Source organism: Blastochloris tepida (assembly GCF_003966715.1).
GTDB classification, from domain to species: domain Bacteria; phylum Pseudomonadota; class Alphaproteobacteria; order Rhizobiales; family Xanthobacteraceae; genus Blastochloris; species Blastochloris tepida.
The window spans coordinates 1,042,125-1,058,815 of sequence record NZ_AP018907.1 but is presented as its reverse complement, the minus strand read 5'-3'; the positions used below and the strand labels follow the sequence as shown (position 1 = coordinate 1,058,815).

Genomic DNA, 16,691 nt, shown 5'->3' with positions numbered 1-16,691 from the left:
GGTCGGGGCTGGAGCATTCTCCGCAAGTGCCGGAACCGGTCCCGCGAAAGAGAATGCGACAATTCAATCACTTAAGGCGTCCACCCGTTGGAGCGGATCGGCGGACGCCGCTATGGGACGGCGCGCTTGGAGACCCGACGGCCGCCGCCGCCCGTGCGGCGCGGCTGCGGCCATGGGTCCGGTTCACGCAATCCTGCAGCGGCCAACCTGTAATAGCGAGGCGTGGGAAGACAGGAAAGCGGCGAATTTATGCGAATCTGGTAAATTGAATTAATGATGATTCTGGTTTTGGCTTGAGCTTGCTATGACATCTTCATTGCGGCACCGTCCGCACCGGGACGATGACGAGCCCTCATCGCTGACGACCTACGCTGCGTGGGGCGGCATCGCGCTGGCCGGCGCGCTGGCCACCGTGTTCGCGGCCTCGCTGTCGGGCGATCCGGCGGTCGAGACGGCTGACGCCGCGGCCGCGCCCGGCGCGCCGCAGGTGATCGTGCGCACCGACCCGACCCTGGTCGCCGAGACCGAGCGCCTCGCCGACGCCATCCGCACCCTCACCGCCGAGCGCGAGCGGCTGGTCGCCCGCCTCGACCAGATGGAGCGCACGCTCGGCGACGTCACCGCCTCGATCCCACGCGGCCGCGACGCGGGCGCAGGCCCCGCGCCGGCACGCCCCGCCGCGCCCGCCCCGGTCGAATCGGTCCGCGCGGCGCCGGCGGCCAGCCCGGAGCCGCCGTCGGCCGAGCCCAGCAGCGCCGAAAGCAGCGATCAGCGCACAGACATCGGTCAGCCGCTGCCGCTCGGTGAGATCTCCAAGCCGGCCTGGTCCGCGCCCAACCCCGCCGTGCCGCAGCCGCGCACCAAGGCCGATTCCTCGCCGGCCGACTCGGTCGGCACCCGCACCGAGTTCGGCATCGATATCGGCGGCAACGCCTCCATCGAGGGGCTGCGGACCATGTGGTCGACCATCCGCTCCGGCAACAGTCGGTTACTCGATGGGCTGCGGCCGCTGGTGTCCGTCCGGGACGGGCCGCGCAACGGCACGGTCGAGCTGCGCCTGATCGTCGGGCCGGTCGCCAATGCCGCGGCGGCGGCGCGGCTGTGCGCCGCCCTCGCCACCACCGGCGTCGCCTGCCAGCCGACCCAGTTCAACGGCCAGAAGCTGGCGCTGTATTGATAAGGCGGCGTCAGGGCGCTTGACGGCGGCGCGCCTTCGGTTCACCCCTCCCGCCTCGTCCTGCCAGGGAGGGTAATTGTGATGCGCCCGCCGTTTCTGCCGTCGCCGCGCGCGACATCCGTGCTGATCGCCGCCGGGTTCCTCGCCGTCGGCTGGGCGATGTATGTCCGCTATCTGGTGATCGAGAATTCCACCGTGGGCCTCGCCTGCGAGGCGGGGCTTGCGACCACGATGTGCGGCATGCGCCGCATCGTCACGCTGCTGTTCAACTACAGCGTCTTCGGCTGGATCGCGCTGGCCGCCGCCCTCGCCCATCTGACGCGGCCGCACGTGGCGCTGTTCGCGCTGGCGCTGGTGGCCGGCGGCATCGGCGTCGTGCTCTACAACAAGGAGCTCGCCGCCTTGGCGCTCGGCCTCCTGGTCATCAGCTTCGCGCGCCCCGCGCCCGCAGCAGCGTAGCCGCCAGCACCAGCCACAGCACGCAGGTCCACTGCGCCTGCCAGTTGGCGAACGTCTCGTTGAGCGACACGAAGATCGCCGAGCCGACCAGCACCGCGGCGGCGGCGATCTCGGCGATGCCGTCGAGCCGCGGCCCGCGCGACCCCGACACGGCGAGCACCGCCAGCGGCAGAACCGCCGCGCTCAGCGCCGCGAACGGAAAGTCCTTGTAGCGGGCGTCGAACACCAGCCCGAGCGCGCTCTGGATCGCCAGCACGGTCACGATGGCCAGCAGCAGGGCCGGCGCCTTGATCCAGAAGTCGGTCAGGAGACGCTGCTGCGAATCGAGCACGACGCCGAATCCTTCCAGCGGCCGGCCGAACACCAGCGCCGCGGCAATCAGCGGCGCCGCCGCGGCGGCGGCAGCCAGCAGCGCGCCGTTGCGCACCCAGCCGCCGGGGCCGAGGCTTTCCAGCATCGCCGCTTCCGCCGCCATCGGCACGAACACGCCGGCACTGACCGCGAGCACCCACAGGCCCGCCCAGCCGCCCCAGCCGACCTGGATCACCGCCCCCCGGCGGTGGGCGGCGAGATGGGCGCTGGCGCCGACCGCGAGCACCATCAGCACCCCGCCGATCGCCTGCCAGATCCACAGCGGCCGGTTGGAGACCGCCTCGCCGAGGACGAATTTCGGCTCGCGGCTCGACGCGTCGAGCAGCCCCCAATGGCCGCCGACCGTGCCCTCCAGCCGCCGCTTCCAGGGCTGGTCGAACGCCTCGATGACATTGACGCGGTAGCCGTCGCGCTTGGCCAGTTCGAGCAGATCGTGGATCACCCGCGCCTGATTGGCGGGCGACGGCAGCGCGCCCTCGCGCATCCGCCCGGCGCTCGGCCAGCCGGCCTCGCCGATCAGGATCTCCTTGCCGGGGAACACGGCGGCCACCTTGCGCTCGATCTCGTCGATGTGGCGGCCGGCGTCGTGGGCGGCGACCGGGAAGTCCTCCCAATAGGGCAGGATGTGGATGGTGACGAAATCGACCGCCGCCGCGAGGCTGCGGTGGCGCAGCCAGTATTCCCACACGTCGGCATAGGTGACCGGAACCGGCACCTGCGCCTTGACCTTGCGGATGGTGTCGGCGAGGTCGATGTCCGACATCTCGCCGCGCAGCAGCACCTCATTGCCGACCACGACGCCGCGGATGGTGTCGCGGTGCTCGTTGGCCAGCCGCACCACCGTCTCGATCTCGACGGCGTTCTTGGCCGGCTCGCTGCCCAGCCACAGCCCCTGCAGCACCTTCAGGCCGTGTTGCGCCGCGATCTCGGGCACCATCGACAGGCCGAGCTCGGTGGCATAGGTGCGCACGCAGCCGGTGACCTTGGCCAGCCGCGCCAGATCCTCCTCGATCTGGGCGCGGGGAATCACCGTACCGCCGTCGAGCGGGCTCTGGCCGTTGCGGAACGGCGCATAGGACACGCAGTGGAGCTTCTCGCCCGCGGCCAGGGGCGAAGGCGGCATGGCGACCGGGGCGCCGAGCCACGCCCAGGCGGACACGACGACGATGACGGCAAGGCCGAGTGTGGAGATGGCGCGGAACATGGCGATCCAATCCGAGAACGGGCCGACATAGCCGCTCCCGCCGCGACTGCCAAGCTGACGAAAATTTCGCGCAAACCCGCTTCGGGTGGTTCACATCGCCGTCATCCCGTCATAATCGAATGGTGTTAGAGAGAAGCTTGCGGGGACCGCCGGTCCTCCTTCTGTAGATCTTCCTGCCATGTGCACCGCATCACGCGTTATCGGCGCCGTCCTTGTGGCCGGCGTACTGTTTTCATGTGCGTCACCGTCCGTCTTCGCGCAGTCCGCGCCACAGCAGGGGAACACCACCCCGCCACCGCCGCAGACGGATGACCCCGTCGCCGAGGCGAACAAGAGGGTGCTGGAAGAAATCACCGAGGCTGGGAAGCTTTCCGGTGGCGCCGGCAAGGCGGAGTGCGTGTGGCTGGGCCGGCGGATCGCCAGCCTGCTGTTCCGCGACGACGTCGATACTGCCCGCCGGCACATGGAAGTCTACGACCGATTCTCCTGCCCGTCGGATCACCTTCGCCTGACGTTCCGGTGCGTGGTCCGCCAGGGCAATATCGACCAGAAGGCTCCGGAGAGCCTGTCCCAGCGGGTGCATGCCTGCTGGATGCAGCCCGAAGCGCCGGCCGCGACGGCGGCCCAATAGAGCAGTCTCCGCAGGGCCGCAGAGCGGCTCCCGCGTAAGAGAATGCAAAGACCTCGGTCTTGGAGCGCGCGGCCCGAAATCGTCGGGCCGGCGGAACGCTCCAGGCCGGGAGTGGCTGACCTTGCGCCCAGCGGCGCAGGACTTACTTCGTCATCATTTCAACACCGGAGCGGGTGACCGTCCGCCGGGTAGAGGAAGTCGGGGAGTTCGATGCTGCCGAGCAGCGTGAAGGCGCAGTACAAGGGCGTCGCGGACAACGAGAACCGCCGCCGGTTTTCCGGATCGGCATGGGCGCTCGTCATGGCCGTCATGGCGCTGGTGGCGATGGTCCATGCCGGCCTGTGGATGGCGGCGCGCGAGACGATGACCGCGCCCGCGGCGATCAACAAGTTCTCCAGCCTGTCTTTCGCCCCCTATGGCAAGAAGTCGAACCCGGAGGACGGCGGCGTCACCGACGAGGCCCAGATCCGCTCCGACATGAAGGTGGTGGCGCCCTACACCAAGGCGATCCGCACCTATTCGTCGACCGGCGGCCTGGAGCTGGTGCCCGCCATCGCCGCCGAATACGACATCAAGGTCTCGGTCGGCGCCTGGGTGGACAAGCGCGACGAACGCAACGAGCGCGAGCTGCGCGAGGTCGTCGAACTCGCCCGCAAGCACCGCAACATCAATGCGGTGGTGGTCGGCAACGAAACGATCTTCCGCGCCGACCAGACGGTCGACGAGCTGATCAAGAAAATCCAGCGGGTCAAGCGCGAGACCAACCTGCCGGTCACCACCGGTGAAATCTGGAACGTCTGGCTGGAGCACCCCGAGCTGGTCTCGGCGGTCGACTTCATCGCTGTCCACATCCTGCCCTACTGGGAAGGCCAGCCCGAGACCAGCGTCGTCGACCGCACCATCCAGATCTACAGCAAGCTGCGCGCCGCCTACCCCGGCAAGCGGATCGTCATCGCCGAGTTCGGCTGGCCGTCGGGCGGCTACAATCTGCACGGCGCCAACCCCGGCCCGCTGATCCAGGCCCAGGTGATCCGCGACTTCGTCGCCCGCGCCGACGCCTACGGCATCGACTACAATATCGTCGAAGCGTTCGATCAGCCCTGGAAGACGAACGAAGGCTCGGTCGGTGCCTATTGGGGCCTGTTCGACGGCAACCGCCACCTCAAGTTCCCGCTGTCGGGCGAGATCACGGATGCGCGCTTCGGCATCAATCTGGCGATCGCCCTCATCCTCGGCGCCCTGTTCTCGCTGCCGGTGCTGCGCATGGCGCGGCCGACCGTGGGGCACGTCGCGGTGCGCATCGCCGCCGCCAATGGCGCCGGCGCCTGGTTCGCCGTGGTGTTCGACCATTGGGTCACCCACTATTTCGTGTCGGGCGCCCTGGTCTCAATGACGGTCGGCTTCGTGCTGATGATCCCGCTGATCATCGTCGCCATCGCCCGCATCGACGAGCTTGGCGCCATCGTGTTCGGACGGGCGCCGCGCCGCCTGCTGGCCAAGCCGGCCCAGGAACCGACCCGCGAGCCGGCCCGCGCCCCCAAGGTGTCGATCCACATCCCGGCCTATCGCGAGCAGCCGGAGATGCTGAAGGCGACGCTCGATGCGGTCTCCCGCCTCGAGTACCCGAACTTCGAATGCATCGTCATCATCAACAACACCCCTGATCCGGCCTACTGGCAGCCGATCGAGGAGCACTGCCGGCTGCTTGGCGAGCGCTTCAAGTTCCTCAACGAGCCGAAGGTCCAGGGCTTCAAGGCCGGCGCGCTGCGCATCGCGCTGACCCACACCGACCCCGAGGCCGAGATCATCGGCGTCATCGACGCCGACTATGTGGTGCACCCCGACTGGCTGAAGGACCTCGTCCCGGCCTTCGAGGACCCGCGCGTCGGCATCGTCCAGGCGCCGCAGGATCACCGCGACGGCTCCCGCAGCGTCCTGCACGAGATGATGAACGCCGAATATGCCGGCTTCTTCGACATCGGCATGGTGCAGCGCAACGAGCACGACGCCATCGTCGTCCACGGCACCATGGTGCTGATCCGCCGCACCGCGCTGGCCGCCGGCGGCGACTGGTCGAGCGACACCATCTGCGAGGACACCGACCTCGGCCTGAGCCTGCTCGAACAGGGCTGGTCGACCCACTACACCTCGCGCCGCTACGGCTGGGGCATGCTGCCGGACACCTACGAGGCGTTCCGCAAGCAGCGCCACCGCTGGGCCTATGGCGGCGTGCAGATCGTCAAGAAGCACTGGCGGAAGATGTGGCAGCCGGAGTCCACCCGCCTGACCGGCGATCAGCGGCGCGAATTCGCCGTCGGCTGGTTCAACTGGCTCGGCGCCGAGAGCATCGGCGTGCTGATGGCGATCTTCAACATCCTGTGGGTGCCGGTGGTGGCATTCGCCGGCATCGCGGTGCCCGAGCGCATCCTGACGCTGCCGATCATCGCCACCTTCGTCGTCTACCTCGTGCACTTCGCCTGGCTCTACCGGCAGCGGGTGGGCATCGGCGTCCTGCGCTCGATCGGCGCGGCCATCGCGGCGATGGGCATGCAGTTCACCGTGGCCAAGGCGGTCGCCGACGGCGTGGTGAAGGACAATCTGCCCTTCACCGTCACCGCCAAGGGCGGCGGCAAGGCCGCCAAGAAGGGCAGCGACTTCCCCGCCTTCTGGGAGGCGGTGCTGGCCGGCCTGCTGCTGCTGGGCGCGTTCGTGCTCTACATGCGCAACTTCCATCAGGTGCGCGAGATCAACATCTTCATCGTGGTGCTGATGGTGCAGAGCCTGCCCTTCCTGTCGGCCGCCGGCATGGCGGCGCTGGAGCGCAGCCAGCTCAACGATCTGGCCCTGTGGCGCAGCCTCGGCCGCCGCATCCAGCTCGTGCTCGCCCGCCGCGCCGCCGACGTCGTCCCGCCCAAGGTGGCGGCCGACTGACCGGACGGTTCGGACCAAGGCCTGGGGCGGCGGTCCGCCACCGCCCCGGCGCCGAAACGAGACCATCGGGACGATGCCGTCCCCCGTGTTCGAAAGATCCCGGCCGGAGCCTCCGGCCGGGATTTTTCATGGCCGAGTCGCCAGAGCGAGTGCGCCGCCGGCTTGAATCTCTACTGGAACCGCAACGCGAAGATCGTTCCGCAACCGATTCGAACGACTCGGCTTTCGGCGCCCGTTCACACGCCGCGCGAAGCCGGCGTGGATCGCCGCGCGCTCACGGCCGCCGCGACAGGAAGTCGAGCACGCCGGCCTTGAACGCCTTGTCGCCCACCGCCAGCATGTGGTCGCGGCCGGGAATGGCGAGGTGCTCGGCGCCTGGGATCCGGGTGGCCAGCGCCGCGCCGGAGCCGGCGACCTCGTCGGCCGTCCCCACCGCCACCAGCACCGGCACGCGGATGGCGCGGACCTCGTCCTCGCTCAGGGTCTGGCGCGAGCCGCGGATGCAGGCGGCGAGCGCGCGCAGGTCGCTCCGGGTCTGCTCGGCGAAGGCGCGGAAGGTGCGGCCCTGGCGGTCGGTCACGTCGGCGAGGCTCGGCGCCTCCAGCGCCTCGGCGATCGAGGCCGGCAGGCCCGCCCCCTCGACCAGATGGATGCCGAGCCCGCCGAGGATGGCCGAGCGCACGCGTTCCGGCCGCCGCACCGCCAGGAAGGCGGTGATGCGGGCGCCCATCGAATAGCCCATCACGTCGGCGCGCGGCAGGCCGAGATGGTCGAGCAGCGCCACGACGTCCTCCGCCATCCGCTCGGTGGCGTAGAGATCGGGCAGATAGAGCTTGCCGGACTGGCCGTGGCCGCGATTGTCGAGAGCGATCACCCGGCGGCCGGCCTGCGTCAGCGTCGAGACCCAGCCGGGATAGACCCAGTTGACCTCCTTGGTGGAGGCGAAGCCGTGGATGAGGACGATCGGCTCGCCCTCCCCCTGATCGAGATAGGCAAGGGTCAGGTCGCCATGGCGGAACTGGGGCACTGCGCGTCTCCGGGTCTCGCGGGTGTTAGAGCATTTTCCGTAAGAGTGGGAACCGGTTTTGCGGCCGACTTCGCGGCGCACAGCCGCCAAACGGAAACGGCCGCGGGGAGCGCCCGCGGCCGTCTGGAATATCCGCCAGTGCCGCGCTCAGGCGGCCCGCACCGTGGCGAGGAACTTGGCCACCTCCTGCTGCAGCACCCCCGACTGGGTGGCGAGGTCGCCGGCCGAGGCCAGCACCTGCGACGATGCCGCCGACGAATCGGACGCCGCCCGCGTCACCCCGGTGATGTTGCTCGACACCTCCGCCGTGCCGGCCGAGGCCTGCTGCACGTTGCGGGCGATCTCGGTGGTCGCCGCCCCCTGCTCCTCCACCGCCGAGGCGATGGTGGTGGCGATCTCGTTCATCCGCCGAATGATCTCGGTGATCTGGCCGATGGCGTGCGCCGAGTCGGCGGTCGAGGCCTGGATCTCCTCGATCTGCGCCGAGATCTCGGCGGTGGCCTTCGCCGTCTGGTCGGCGAGGCTCTTCACCTCGCTCGCCACCACCGCGAAGCCGCGGCCGGCATCGCCCGCCCGTGCCGCCTCGATGGTGGCGTTGAGCGCGAGCAGGTTGGTCTGGCCGGCGATGGTCGAGATCAGCCCGACGATGTCGCCGATCTTCTGCGCCGCCTGCGACAGCCGGCTGACCTTCTGGGCGGTGGCATCGGCATCGCGCGCCGCCTCCGCGGCGATCGAGGCGGACTCATTGACCCGCCGGCCGATCTCGCTGACCGAGGCCGCCAGTTCCTCGGCCGCCGAGGCCACGGTCTGGACGTTGGAGGACGCCTGCTCGGAGGCGCTCGCCACTGCCATCGACTGGCGGTTGGTCTGCTCGGCCGCCGCCGACATGGTCTGCGCCGCGCCCTGGAGCTGGGAGGAGGCACTCGACACCGCGCCGATGATGCCGCCGACCGCCCGCTCGAAGCTCTCGGCCAGCTGGTGCATCGCCTGCTTCTTCTCGGCTTCGGCGCGCGCCTCGGCAGCCTTCTGCTCGGCCGTCATCTGGTCCATCCGTATCAGATTGTCCTTGAACACATTGGCGGCGCGGGCGGTGTCGCCGACCTCGTCGCCGCGGCGGGTGAACGGGATTTCGACGCTCTTGTCGCCGCCGGCGAGCTGCTCCAGCACCCCGGCGATGCGGCTGATCGGCCGGCCGACGGCCAGGAAGCCGAACACCGTCGAGCCGATCAGCACCAGCACGGTCAGCGCCCCCAGGATCAGTCCGTTGGTGCTGGCGCTGGAGACGGCCGAATGGACGTCGCGGTTGAGCGAGGCGGCGAATGCGCTCGCCGCGTCGAGCGAGTCATCGACCAGCCGGGTGACCTCGACGCGCAGCGCAGCCGCCGACTTGACGGCCGCGGCACGCTGGGCGGCGGCGGCGCTCGCCGCCTCGAACACCTCGCGGTGCTGCTCGGCCAGCCGGGCGAGCGCCGGCAGGGTGGCGGCGAGCTGCGGGGACGGCTCCTTGGCCTGCAGGTCGCGCAGCTCGCCCAGCGCCGTCTCGACGCCGTCGCGCACCTGATCCTTCAGCCGCTCATCCTCGGTGGCGTAGAACCGCCAGATGGCCGAGCGGGCCTCGGCAACCCGGCCGTCGATGCGCTCAACCAGACCGGCGACCTCCGGGCCGAGCCGGTTCGAGGCCGCATGCACCTTGGCAAGCTCCGCGCCCCAGGCATCGACGACGCCCATCAGTCTCTTCTGGACCTGCAGCAGGTCGCGCTGCCGGGCGGCTGCCTCGCGCCACATCGTGATGTAGCCGTCCGCCTCGGTCTTGGCGCGCGCCATGCGCTCGCGATTGGCGGCAACCGATGCAGTGGCCGCAATGTCACCGATCCGCTGCGACAGAGCCGGCGCGATGCGGTCGAACTCCGCGACCACCTTGTCGATGCTCTCGACACTGGTGGCGACGTTCGCCTGATAGAACAGCGAGCGCATGTCGCGCAGATCGAGCTTGCTGTCGGTCAGCTTGCCGACCAGCGTTGCCGCCTGCTCCAGCGAATTGGTGGCCGTCTCGATCCGCTCCAGCGCCATGCGGGAGACGACGACGAGGGTGAGCACCAACGCCACGCCGATGGCGGCGCTGATGCCGAGTTTCTGTCCGATCTTGAGATTCAGTCGCATGACCGTTCGGCCTCTCCCGAAGGCGCGCGCCGCCATTGGAAGAACCGCGTGTGCGGCTTCCGATACCTTCAAGACGAACGCGCCGTTTCTATCGTCTGGAGTGATATTCCCATTCCGATACGGCAAGCACCTTAATCCAGAATCGTAAATTTCTTCTCAACTGAGAATCCACGACCGCTTTCGACTTTGGACTCGACTCCATATCTATTTCGTACCTGCGAATGGAGGCATCATTCGACACGCGAAACAATATTATCTTGAATTGGTTGCGCGTATTACAATATCAATACTTGCATGACTGAAATCGCACCAACCGGCGGTGGATAACTCTCCCGAGCGCGCAGTTGCATTATGATGTCGCCTCGGATTGCTTGGCAGACGGGATTTATTGCGCGGAAAACCTCGCGATGCCGCTATTCCTCGCCAACACGCGAAATCAGATGGCAACGCCGGCGGAACGCGACCGGACGCCTCTACAACTTGCGTAACGGTCGGCGAGTGCTTGCCGCACATTGCGTGCATCGCGGGCGGTGCCCCGGCACCGTGGAATCCAAGGCCTGCGTGCACCGCCACCCGCACCGGCACGCGGCTGCTGCGAAACTGGCGCCCGCCTGATTCGCCCGCTATGGTTCCCGCCTGTCGGACCAAGAGGATCGAGCATGGCGGAACACCTCGTCCCCCATTTCCACAACGGCCCGGGCGTTCCGGTCATCGAGGTGGGCGCCCGCGAGTTCATGTGCATCGGCGCGCCGCCGCCCTACGACCACCCGCACGTGTTCCTGGACATGGGCAGCGACCGCGAGATCATCTGCCCCTATTGCTCGACCCTTTACCGGTTCGACCCGACGCTCAAACCCGCAGACGCACGCCCCGCCGAATGCCGCTGGGAGAATGCGGTGGAAGCCGCCTGATCGCGGCGAGCGGATTGAAAGGCGTGCCGCACCCGTTGCACCGGCACGCGTCCACGCCGTTTTGGCCACCGGTTCCGCGGCCCGCGCGGGCGGCATGACCTGACCCCATTCAGGGCCGCCGACGGTGGAGGTATCGGCCAATTGCGCAGCAGTTATCTCTTATTTGCGATATCCGCGCCTTAATTGGGACCTTAACTCTTCAGAAACGTTTCCCATTGAACCTGCAGGCCTCGTCTTTCGACAAAACGAGCAAATGCCCCTTCCGTGCGCCGCGCGCGTACTGCCGCGAGAGGTTTCGTCATGCCCGCCCTGTTTCGTCTGGTGATCGGCACCGGTCTTGCGTTCGAGGCGCTCGCCTTGATTGGTGCCTTCCTGGCGGCGGCGTGACCTCACGCCCGCAGGGCAGGACACGGCCTGGCGACAGACGGCCCAGCACCCTCTCCCGATTCCGCGGCTTCTGCTGATGCACAGTCCGGCCCGCACCCGCAGGGCCGGATTTCGTATCATGCCGTTGCCTGCCCCGAGGGCTGTCGCGCCGCGTTCCGGCCGCCGGACCTGCGCTCCACGAAGATGCGCGGCACCCGGCTCTTGAGCCCGCCACCCCACCCGCGCTACGAAGCGGCATGCGACGCCACCGGCGGCGGCAGCCGGCTGCTGGCTTCGCGCACGCGTTTCGCGCGAGCTTCGATCCTTGAGGGCATCCCCGAGGCCGGATCCGCGAGACCGACGACCGGCTGCGCCGACATCGCAAGCGTCGGCGGACCGGAGGCCGCTTGCCGGAACCGGTAGACGGAAGGCACTTAAAATGCCTCGGGCCATGCCCGTGTGGGTTCGAGTCCCACAGCGGCCACCATCCCCGGACCACCCCCGCCATCGCCAATGCAAACGAAAACGCCCCGGGGAATTCCCGGGGCGCTTCAGGATGACAGAGGCGAGGGAAGCCCGGATCAGGGCTCCGACTTGAACTGAATGTCCTCGACCTGGAACAGCTGGATCGTCTGACCGTCCGTGAACTTGATGGTCCCGGTCCCGGTGAGGGCATTGTAGCTCGAACCCGCCAAATCGACGTCGCTGAACAAGCGGTTCGTATAGTAGGTATCCGTCCCGGCGCCGCCGAAGATGCTGTCGTTGCCGGCGCTGCCGACGATCGTGTCGTTGCCGGCGCCGCCATAGACGGTATCGGCGTCGGCGCCGGTGTAGATCACGTCATTGCCGTCGCCGCCCGTGATCTGGTTCAGGCCGGCGCCGCCATAGATGGTGTCGTTGCCGGCGCCACCGAAGATGGTGTCGTTGCCGGACCCGGCCGAGATCAGATCGTCGCCTGAGTCGCTGCCCGTGGCGTAGTCGCCATAGATCAGATTGTTGCCATTGCCGGCATCGATGGTGTCGTTGCCGCCGCCGCCATAGATGGTGTCGGCATCGGCACCGGCGGCGATGCCGTCATTGCCCGCGCCGCCATCGACCATGTTGCTGCCCTCGCCGGCATTGATCACGTCGGCGCCCGAGCCGCCATAGATCGTGTCGTTGCCGCCGAACGAGAAGATCGTGTCGCTGCCGCCACCGCCATAGATGGTGTCGGCACCGGAGCCGCCGGCAATGGCATCGGCGCCGTCGCCGCCGTCGACATAATTGTCGCCTTCGCCGGCATTGATCTGGTCGGCGCCAGCGCCGCCATAGACCGTGTCATTGCCGCCATTGGAAAAGATCGTGTCGGCACCGTCGCCGCCATAGATGGTGTCGGCGCCCGAGCCGGTGACGATGCCATCGCCGCTGTCGCCGCCATCGACGAAATTGTTGCCATCGCCGGCATTGATCATGTCGACGCCGCCGCCGCCATAGATCGTGTCATTGCCGGAGCCGGCGAAGATGGAATCGGCGCCGTCGCCGCCCTCGACGTAGTTGTTGCCGCTGCCGGCCATGATCGTGTCGGCACCCGCGCCGCCATAGAGCGAGTCATTGCCGTCGTCGCCCTGCAGGTAATCGCTGCCGTCGCCGCCATAGATCAGGTCGTCGCCGCCGCCGCCGACGAGAAGGTCATCACCGCCGCCGCCGAGGATGGTGTCGTTGTGCGCGCCGCCCAGAACGATGTCGTCGCCACCATTCGTCTCGATATAGCCGGCATCATCGCCGGTCAGAGCGACGATGTCGTTGCCGTCGGCGGTGAAGACGCCGATCGTGCCGTCGGTCGAGGAATTGAGAAGGATGATGTTGTCACCGTCGCTGTTGACGATGATGGCCTCGTTGCTCCCCGACGTTGTGAAAGCGCCCTGAATGCCGTCAGGCCCGGGATTGAGGACATAAAGCTCGGCCGCCGGATCGATCGGCTCCGAACCATCCGCCGACTGCTGGGTATCGGCCAAGCCGTCGGGGCTGAACACACCCTGCTCGTCCAGATATTTCAGAACGTCTTCGGTAGCCGGACCAAAACTTGGCGAAATGACATCGTGCACTTCAGGTCTGGTAAGGGGATACGTCATTGCACCGCTCCCTGCGAGGCATAGCCAATGGTCAAAAACTCTTGCTCCCGCCCCGGCACACCGCGACGGATTCGCCCAACGAGGCAACGGGGAAACCAAACCTTTGCCTTATGAGACCGTGATTACGCGATTGCACAAGGGCTGTCAATTCGCGGGCCGGGAGGCGTCCCCGAAATTTCTATACTCGACTTGGCCGGAGGAGGACAATCGACTTGAGTGGAATTGGTCATATTTGAAGATAAGATAGCACATGGAATCCTGGCTATCCTGCGCATTCCCAAACGAAGACATTAGCCGGCGACCATTGATCGATCTAACGTTTTCGAGGAGATGAAAAACAATCAAAGAAAAAACGTCCTATTAACTATAAACCGATTTGCCCCGCAAAGGGCCGGCAAGGCGGCGGGACAACCTGAGGGGGGTGCAACCGGACTCGCGCGGGGGACCGGCCGGCCTGTCAAACCCCGGCTTGGCCTTGTCAGCAGGGGGCGCGCCGCCCCGTCCGGGTCTCGAAGGCTGCAACCACCAGTTCTGCCGCGTGACTAGAGGGCGACCCGCCATCGACCTTCATCATCTGATCAAGTCGAGCGAACGCCGCTGTCTGGCGGACCCGTTCGGGCCCCTCGCGTACGATGCCGGCGATGGCCCCGGCCAGCTTCTCGGCCGTGCAGTCGGCCTGCAGATATTCGGGCACGATCATCTCGCCGAGCACGAGATTGGCGAGGATGAACATGTGCAGACGAATCAGCCGGCGCGCCGCGAATGCTTCGATCGACGAGCCGCGATAGGCCGCGATCATCGGCACCCCCGCCAGCGCCAGTTCCAGCGTCACCGTGCCGGAGGCCGCGAGCGCCGCGCGGGCATTGCGGAACGCCTCCAGCTTGCCGGCCTCGCCGGTGACGAGGCGCGGCTTCACCGGCCAGTCGCGCACCCCGGCCTCGACCTGGGCTTCGAGGTGCGGCAGCGTCGGCAGCACCGGCTCGAACGTGCCGATCCGCCTTTGCAGGAGGTCGAGCGTCCTGCCGAACACTGGCAGCAGATGGTGCAGTTCGGCCCGCCGGCTGCCGGGCAGCACCACGATCAGCGGCGGATCGGCGGCGCGCCGGGCCACCTCGGCCGGGCCGGGACGCAGCTCGTCCAGCCGCTCGATCAGCGGGTGGCCGACATAGGTGCAAGGCGGGCCATGCAGCTCGCGGTGCGCGGCGGGCTCGAACGGCAGCAGCGCCAGAATGTGGTCGCACCATTTGGCCATGGCCCGCGCCCGCCCCGGCCGCCACGCCCACACCGTCGGCGACACATAGACCACGATCGGCAGCTTCGGCAGGCGGCGGCGCACCCGCCGCGCCACCCGGTGGCAGAAGTCCGGGCTGTCGATCAGCACCAGCACGTCGGGCGGATTGTCGATGATCGCCTGCGCCGTCTCCTCGATCCGGCGCAGCGCCCGGCGAAGCTGGTGGGCCACCGCGACGAAGCCGACCAGCGCGATGTCGGACATCGGGAACAGGCTCGCCAGCCCCTGCCCGGTCATCGCCGCCCCGCCGACGCCGCGAAAGGCGATCCGGCCGCCGGTCTTCGCCCGCAGCGCCGCCATCAGCTTGTAGCCGAGCTGGTCGCCGGACGCCTCGCCCGCGACGATGAACACGTCGAACGGCGCCGGCGCGGTCATGACGACACCCCGCCCAGCGGAATGCCGGCGACGAACAGGCCGGCGCGGTCGGCCGCCGCCACTGTCTCGGCGGCGTCGGCGACCAGCGTCTCGCCGGCAGCCACCGCGATGCCGCGCAGCTCGGCCCGCAGCGCCCCGGCGACAGTGGAGGCGCCGATCGCCGGCAGATCGACGCGGCGGTCCTGGTCGGGCTTCGGCGTCTTGACCAGCACGCCGGCGCGGCCGGAGAGCCTGAGCCGGCCCGACGCCCGCAGCTCGGCCACCCGCGCCAGCATCAGGTCGGTGCCCTCCGCCGCCTCGATCGCGACGATCCGGTGATTGACCACCACCACCGCCTGGCCGATGTCGAACCGGCCGGCGGTGGCGAGATAATCGATGCCGATGGCGATGTCGGCGGCATCCGCCGGGCTCGGCGCGCAGCGGCCGAGCGGCCCCTCCCCGGCCAGCAGCTCCGGCGCGATCTCGTGGGCGCCGCGCACCGTGAAGCCTTCGGCCTCGAACAGCCGCACCAACCAAGTGAGCAGCTTGTCGTCGCCCCCCAGCACCGCCCGGGCATAGCGGGTGACCAGCAGCAGCGCCTTGAAGTCGAACCGCACGTCGCGCAGGCGCGGGCGCGTCGCCGAGCCGACGATGACGATCTCGCGACAGCCGGCGCCGCGAAAGGCGCCGAACACCCGCCCCGGCGTGCCGATCGGCACCACGATGTGGGAAAAGCGCGCAACCTCAGGCACGGCGAGGCCGCGCAGCGCCACGATGAACACCGGACGGCCGGCGCGCGCCGCCGCCTCCGCCACCATGATCGGCACCCGGCCGCCGGCCGCCAGAATGCCCAGGGCCCCGGCCTCCGGCCCGGCATCGGCCACCGCCACGGCCTCAGACCTCGTCGAGCCCACGCGGCACGGTGATCCGCCGCTTGGTGCCGGCGCGCAGGAAGGCGACGATCTTGCCGACATTGGCATCGTCCGGGAAGGCGGCCGCCACCTGCTCCACCCGCTCGGCCAGCGTGCCCGGGCCGAAGAAGAGCTGCCGGTAGGCGCGCCTGAGCGCATGGATGGCGTCGCGCGAAAACCCGCGGCGCTTGAGCCCGACGAGATTGAGCCCGCCGAGCTGGGCGCGCGCGCCCAGCGCCGAGCCGAACGGAATAACGTCGTGCTCGATGCCGGTCATACCGCCGACGATCGACTGCTCGCCGATGCGCACGAACTGATGCACCCCGCACTGGCCGCCGAGGAATACCTTGTCGCCAACCTCGCAATGTCCGCCGAGGGTGGCATTGTTGGCGAAGATGACCTCATCGCCGACGTGGCAGTCGTGCGCCACGTGCGAGCCGGCCATCAGGAAGCATCGCTCGCCGACGTGCGTCACCCCGCCACCGAAATCGGACCCGCCATTGATGGTGACGCCCTCGCGCAGGGTGCAGTCGGCGCCGACCTCAACCCGGCTTTCGCCACCGGCATGGCGCAGCGCCTGCGGCGGGCCGCCGATCACCGCGAACGGGTGGATCCTGGTGCGGGCGCCGATACGCGTCGCGCCGGTGACCACGGCATGCGAAATCAGCTCGACGCCGTCGCCGAGCTCCACCTCGGGGCCGACGGTGCAGAACGGACCGATCACCACATCGGCGCCGAGCTTTGCGCCGGCCTCGACGCGCGCGGTCGGATCGATCCTCGCCATCG

At 68.5% G+C, this 16,691-nt stretch carries 13 protein-coding genes and 1 tRNA gene; 7 read left to right on the top strand and 7 right to left on the bottom strand.

Features of this window, described 5'->3' with window-relative positions; genetic code table 11:
* Positions 1-304 precede the first annotated feature (304 nt).
* Both BLTE_RS04770 and BLTE_RS04765 read left to right on the top strand, forming a co-directional pair.
* On the top strand, positions 305-1,177 hold the full coding sequence (locus BLTE_RS04770) for a hypothetical protein (protein WP_126398097.1): 873 nt from the start codon (positions 305-307) through the stop codon (positions 1,175-1,177).
* Positions 1,178-1,258: 81 nt separating this feature from the next.
* On the top strand, positions 1,259-1,636 hold the full coding sequence (locus tag BLTE_RS04765; RefSeq protein ID WP_126398095.1) for a hypothetical protein: 378 nt from the start codon (positions 1,259-1,261) through the stop codon (positions 1,634-1,636).
* Here BLTE_RS04765 and BLTE_RS04760 read toward each other — a convergent pair.
* Positions 1,602-3,212 carry a glycoside hydrolase family 17 protein gene (locus BLTE_RS04760; protein ID WP_126398093.1) on the bottom strand — a complete coding sequence of 537 codons (1,611 nt, stop codon included), beginning with the start codon at positions 3,210-3,212 and terminating at the stop codon, positions 1,602-1,604. The two genes, BLTE_RS04765 and BLTE_RS04760, sit on opposite strands and share 35 nt — an antisense overlap.
* A 178-nt stretch (positions 3,213-3,390) precedes the next feature.
* On the opposite strand from BLTE_RS04760, the gene BLTE_RS04755 reads away from it, so the two are divergent.
* Positions 3,391-3,843, top strand: a complete 453-nt coding sequence (locus BLTE_RS04755; RefSeq protein ID WP_126398091.1) for a hypothetical protein — start codon at positions 3,391-3,393, stop codon at positions 3,841-3,843.
* Between the two features lie 345 nt (positions 3,844-4,188).
* The gene (locus BLTE_RS04750) at positions 4,189-6,774 is read left to right on the top strand and encodes a glycosyltransferase (RefSeq protein WP_244600183.1); all 2,586 of its coding nucleotides are present in this window, start codon (positions 4,189-4,191) and stop codon (positions 6,772-6,774) included.
* 274 nt (positions 6,775-7,048) lie between these two features.
* On the opposite strand, the gene BLTE_RS04745 is transcribed toward BLTE_RS04750, so the two are convergent.
* Both BLTE_RS04745 and BLTE_RS04740 read right to left on the bottom strand, forming a co-directional pair.
* Positions 7,049-7,801 (bottom strand): alpha/beta fold hydrolase, encoded by a 753-nt coding sequence (locus BLTE_RS04745; RefSeq protein WP_126398089.1) that lies wholly within the window; start codon positions 7,799-7,801, stop codon positions 7,049-7,051.
* 147 nt (positions 7,802-7,948) lie between these two features.
* Complete coding sequence (locus BLTE_RS04740) at positions 7,949-9,961, bottom strand: methyl-accepting chemotaxis protein (protein WP_160140525.1); 2,013 nt, start codon at positions 9,959-9,961, stop codon at positions 7,949-7,951.
* 659 nt (positions 9,962-10,620) lie between these two features.
* Between BLTE_RS04740 and BLTE_RS04735 the strand changes: the two genes are divergently transcribed.
* The 3 genes from BLTE_RS04735 to BLTE_RS04730 all read left to right on the top strand — a co-directional run bounded on the left by BLTE_RS04735 (position 10,621) and on the right by BLTE_RS04730 (position 11,725).
* On the top strand, positions 10,621-10,872 hold the full coding sequence (locus tag BLTE_RS04735; RefSeq protein WP_126398085.1) for a zinc-finger domain-containing protein: 252 nt from the start codon (positions 10,621-10,623) through the stop codon (positions 10,870-10,872).
* A gap of 264 nt (positions 10,873-11,136) precedes the next feature.
* Positions 11,137-11,259 (top strand): hypothetical protein, encoded by a 123-nt coding sequence (locus tag BLTE_RS18645; RefSeq protein ID WP_280177363.1) that lies wholly within the window; start codon positions 11,137-11,139, stop codon positions 11,257-11,259.
* 380 nt (positions 11,260-11,639) lie between these two features.
* Positions 11,640-11,725 (top strand) — tRNA-Leu (locus tag BLTE_RS04730).
* A 94-nt stretch (positions 11,726-11,819) separates the two neighbouring features.
* On the opposite strand, the gene BLTE_RS04725 is transcribed toward BLTE_RS04730, so the two are convergent.
* The 4 genes from BLTE_RS04725 to lpxA form a co-directional block, all read right to left on the bottom strand.
* The gene (locus BLTE_RS04725; RefSeq protein WP_126398083.1) at positions 11,820-13,349 is read right to left on the bottom strand and encodes a calcium-binding protein; all 1,530 of its coding nucleotides are present in this window, start codon (positions 13,347-13,349) and stop codon (positions 11,820-11,822) included.
* A 478-nt stretch (positions 13,350-13,827) separates the two neighbouring features.
* Positions 13,828-15,015 carry a lipid-A-disaccharide synthase gene (lpxB, locus tag BLTE_RS04720; RefSeq protein ID WP_126398081.1) on the bottom strand — a complete coding sequence of 396 codons (1,188 nt, stop codon included), beginning with the start codon at positions 15,013-15,015 and terminating at the stop codon, positions 13,828-13,830.
* The gene (locus BLTE_RS04715) at positions 15,012-15,884 is read right to left on the bottom strand and encodes an LpxI family protein (protein ID WP_244600117.1); all 873 of its coding nucleotides are present in this window, start codon (positions 15,882-15,884) and stop codon (positions 15,012-15,014) included. The genes lpxB and BLTE_RS04715 overlap by 4 nt, the downstream gene beginning before the upstream one ends.
* Positions 15,885-15,888: 4 nt before the next feature.
* Entirely contained in the window at positions 15,889-16,689 is an 801-nt protein-coding gene (gene lpxA / locus BLTE_RS04710) for an acyl-ACP--UDP-N-acetylglucosamine O-acyltransferase (protein ID WP_126398077.1), read from the bottom strand.
* Positions 16,690-16,691: the final 2 nt, after the last annotated feature.

Excerpts from the sequence above, each read along its gene's own strand:
- BLTE_RS04765 (WP_126398095.1), top strand. The coding sequence starts at position 1,259 with ATGCGCCCGCCGTTTCTGCCGTCGCCGCGCGCGACATCCGTGCTGATC.
- BLTE_RS04760 (WP_126398093.1), bottom strand. The coding sequence starts at position 3,212 with ATGTTCCGCGCCATCTCCACACTCGGCCTTGCCGTCATCGTCGTCGTG.
- BLTE_RS04750 (WP_244600183.1), top strand. The coding sequence starts at position 4,189 with ATGGCGGCGCGCGAGACGATGACCGCGCCCGCGGCGATCAACAAGTTC.
- lpxA (WP_126398077.1), bottom strand. The coding sequence starts at position 16,689 with ATGGCGAGGATCGATCCGACCGCGCGCGTCGAGGCCGGCGCAAAGCTC.
- lpxB (WP_126398081.1), bottom strand. The coding sequence starts at position 15,015 with ATGACCGCGCCGGCGCCGTTCGACGTGTTCATCGTCGCGGGCGAGGCG.
- BLTE_RS04725 (WP_126398083.1), bottom strand. The coding sequence starts at position 13,349 with ATGACGTATCCCCTTACCAGACCTGAAGTGCACGATGTCATTTCGCCA.
- BLTE_RS04735 (WP_126398085.1), top strand. The coding sequence starts at position 10,621 with ATGGCGGAACACCTCGTCCCCCATTTCCACAACGGCCCGGGCGTTCCG.
- BLTE_RS04755 (WP_126398091.1), top strand. The coding sequence starts at position 3,391 with ATGTGCACCGCATCACGCGTTATCGGCGCCGTCCTTGTGGCCGGCGTA.
- BLTE_RS04740 (WP_160140525.1), bottom strand. The coding sequence starts at position 9,961 with ATGCGACTGAATCTCAAGATCGGACAGAAACTCGGCATCAGCGCCGCC.
- BLTE_RS04770 (WP_126398097.1), top strand. The coding sequence starts at position 305 with ATGACATCTTCATTGCGGCACCGTCCGCACCGGGACGATGACGAGCCC.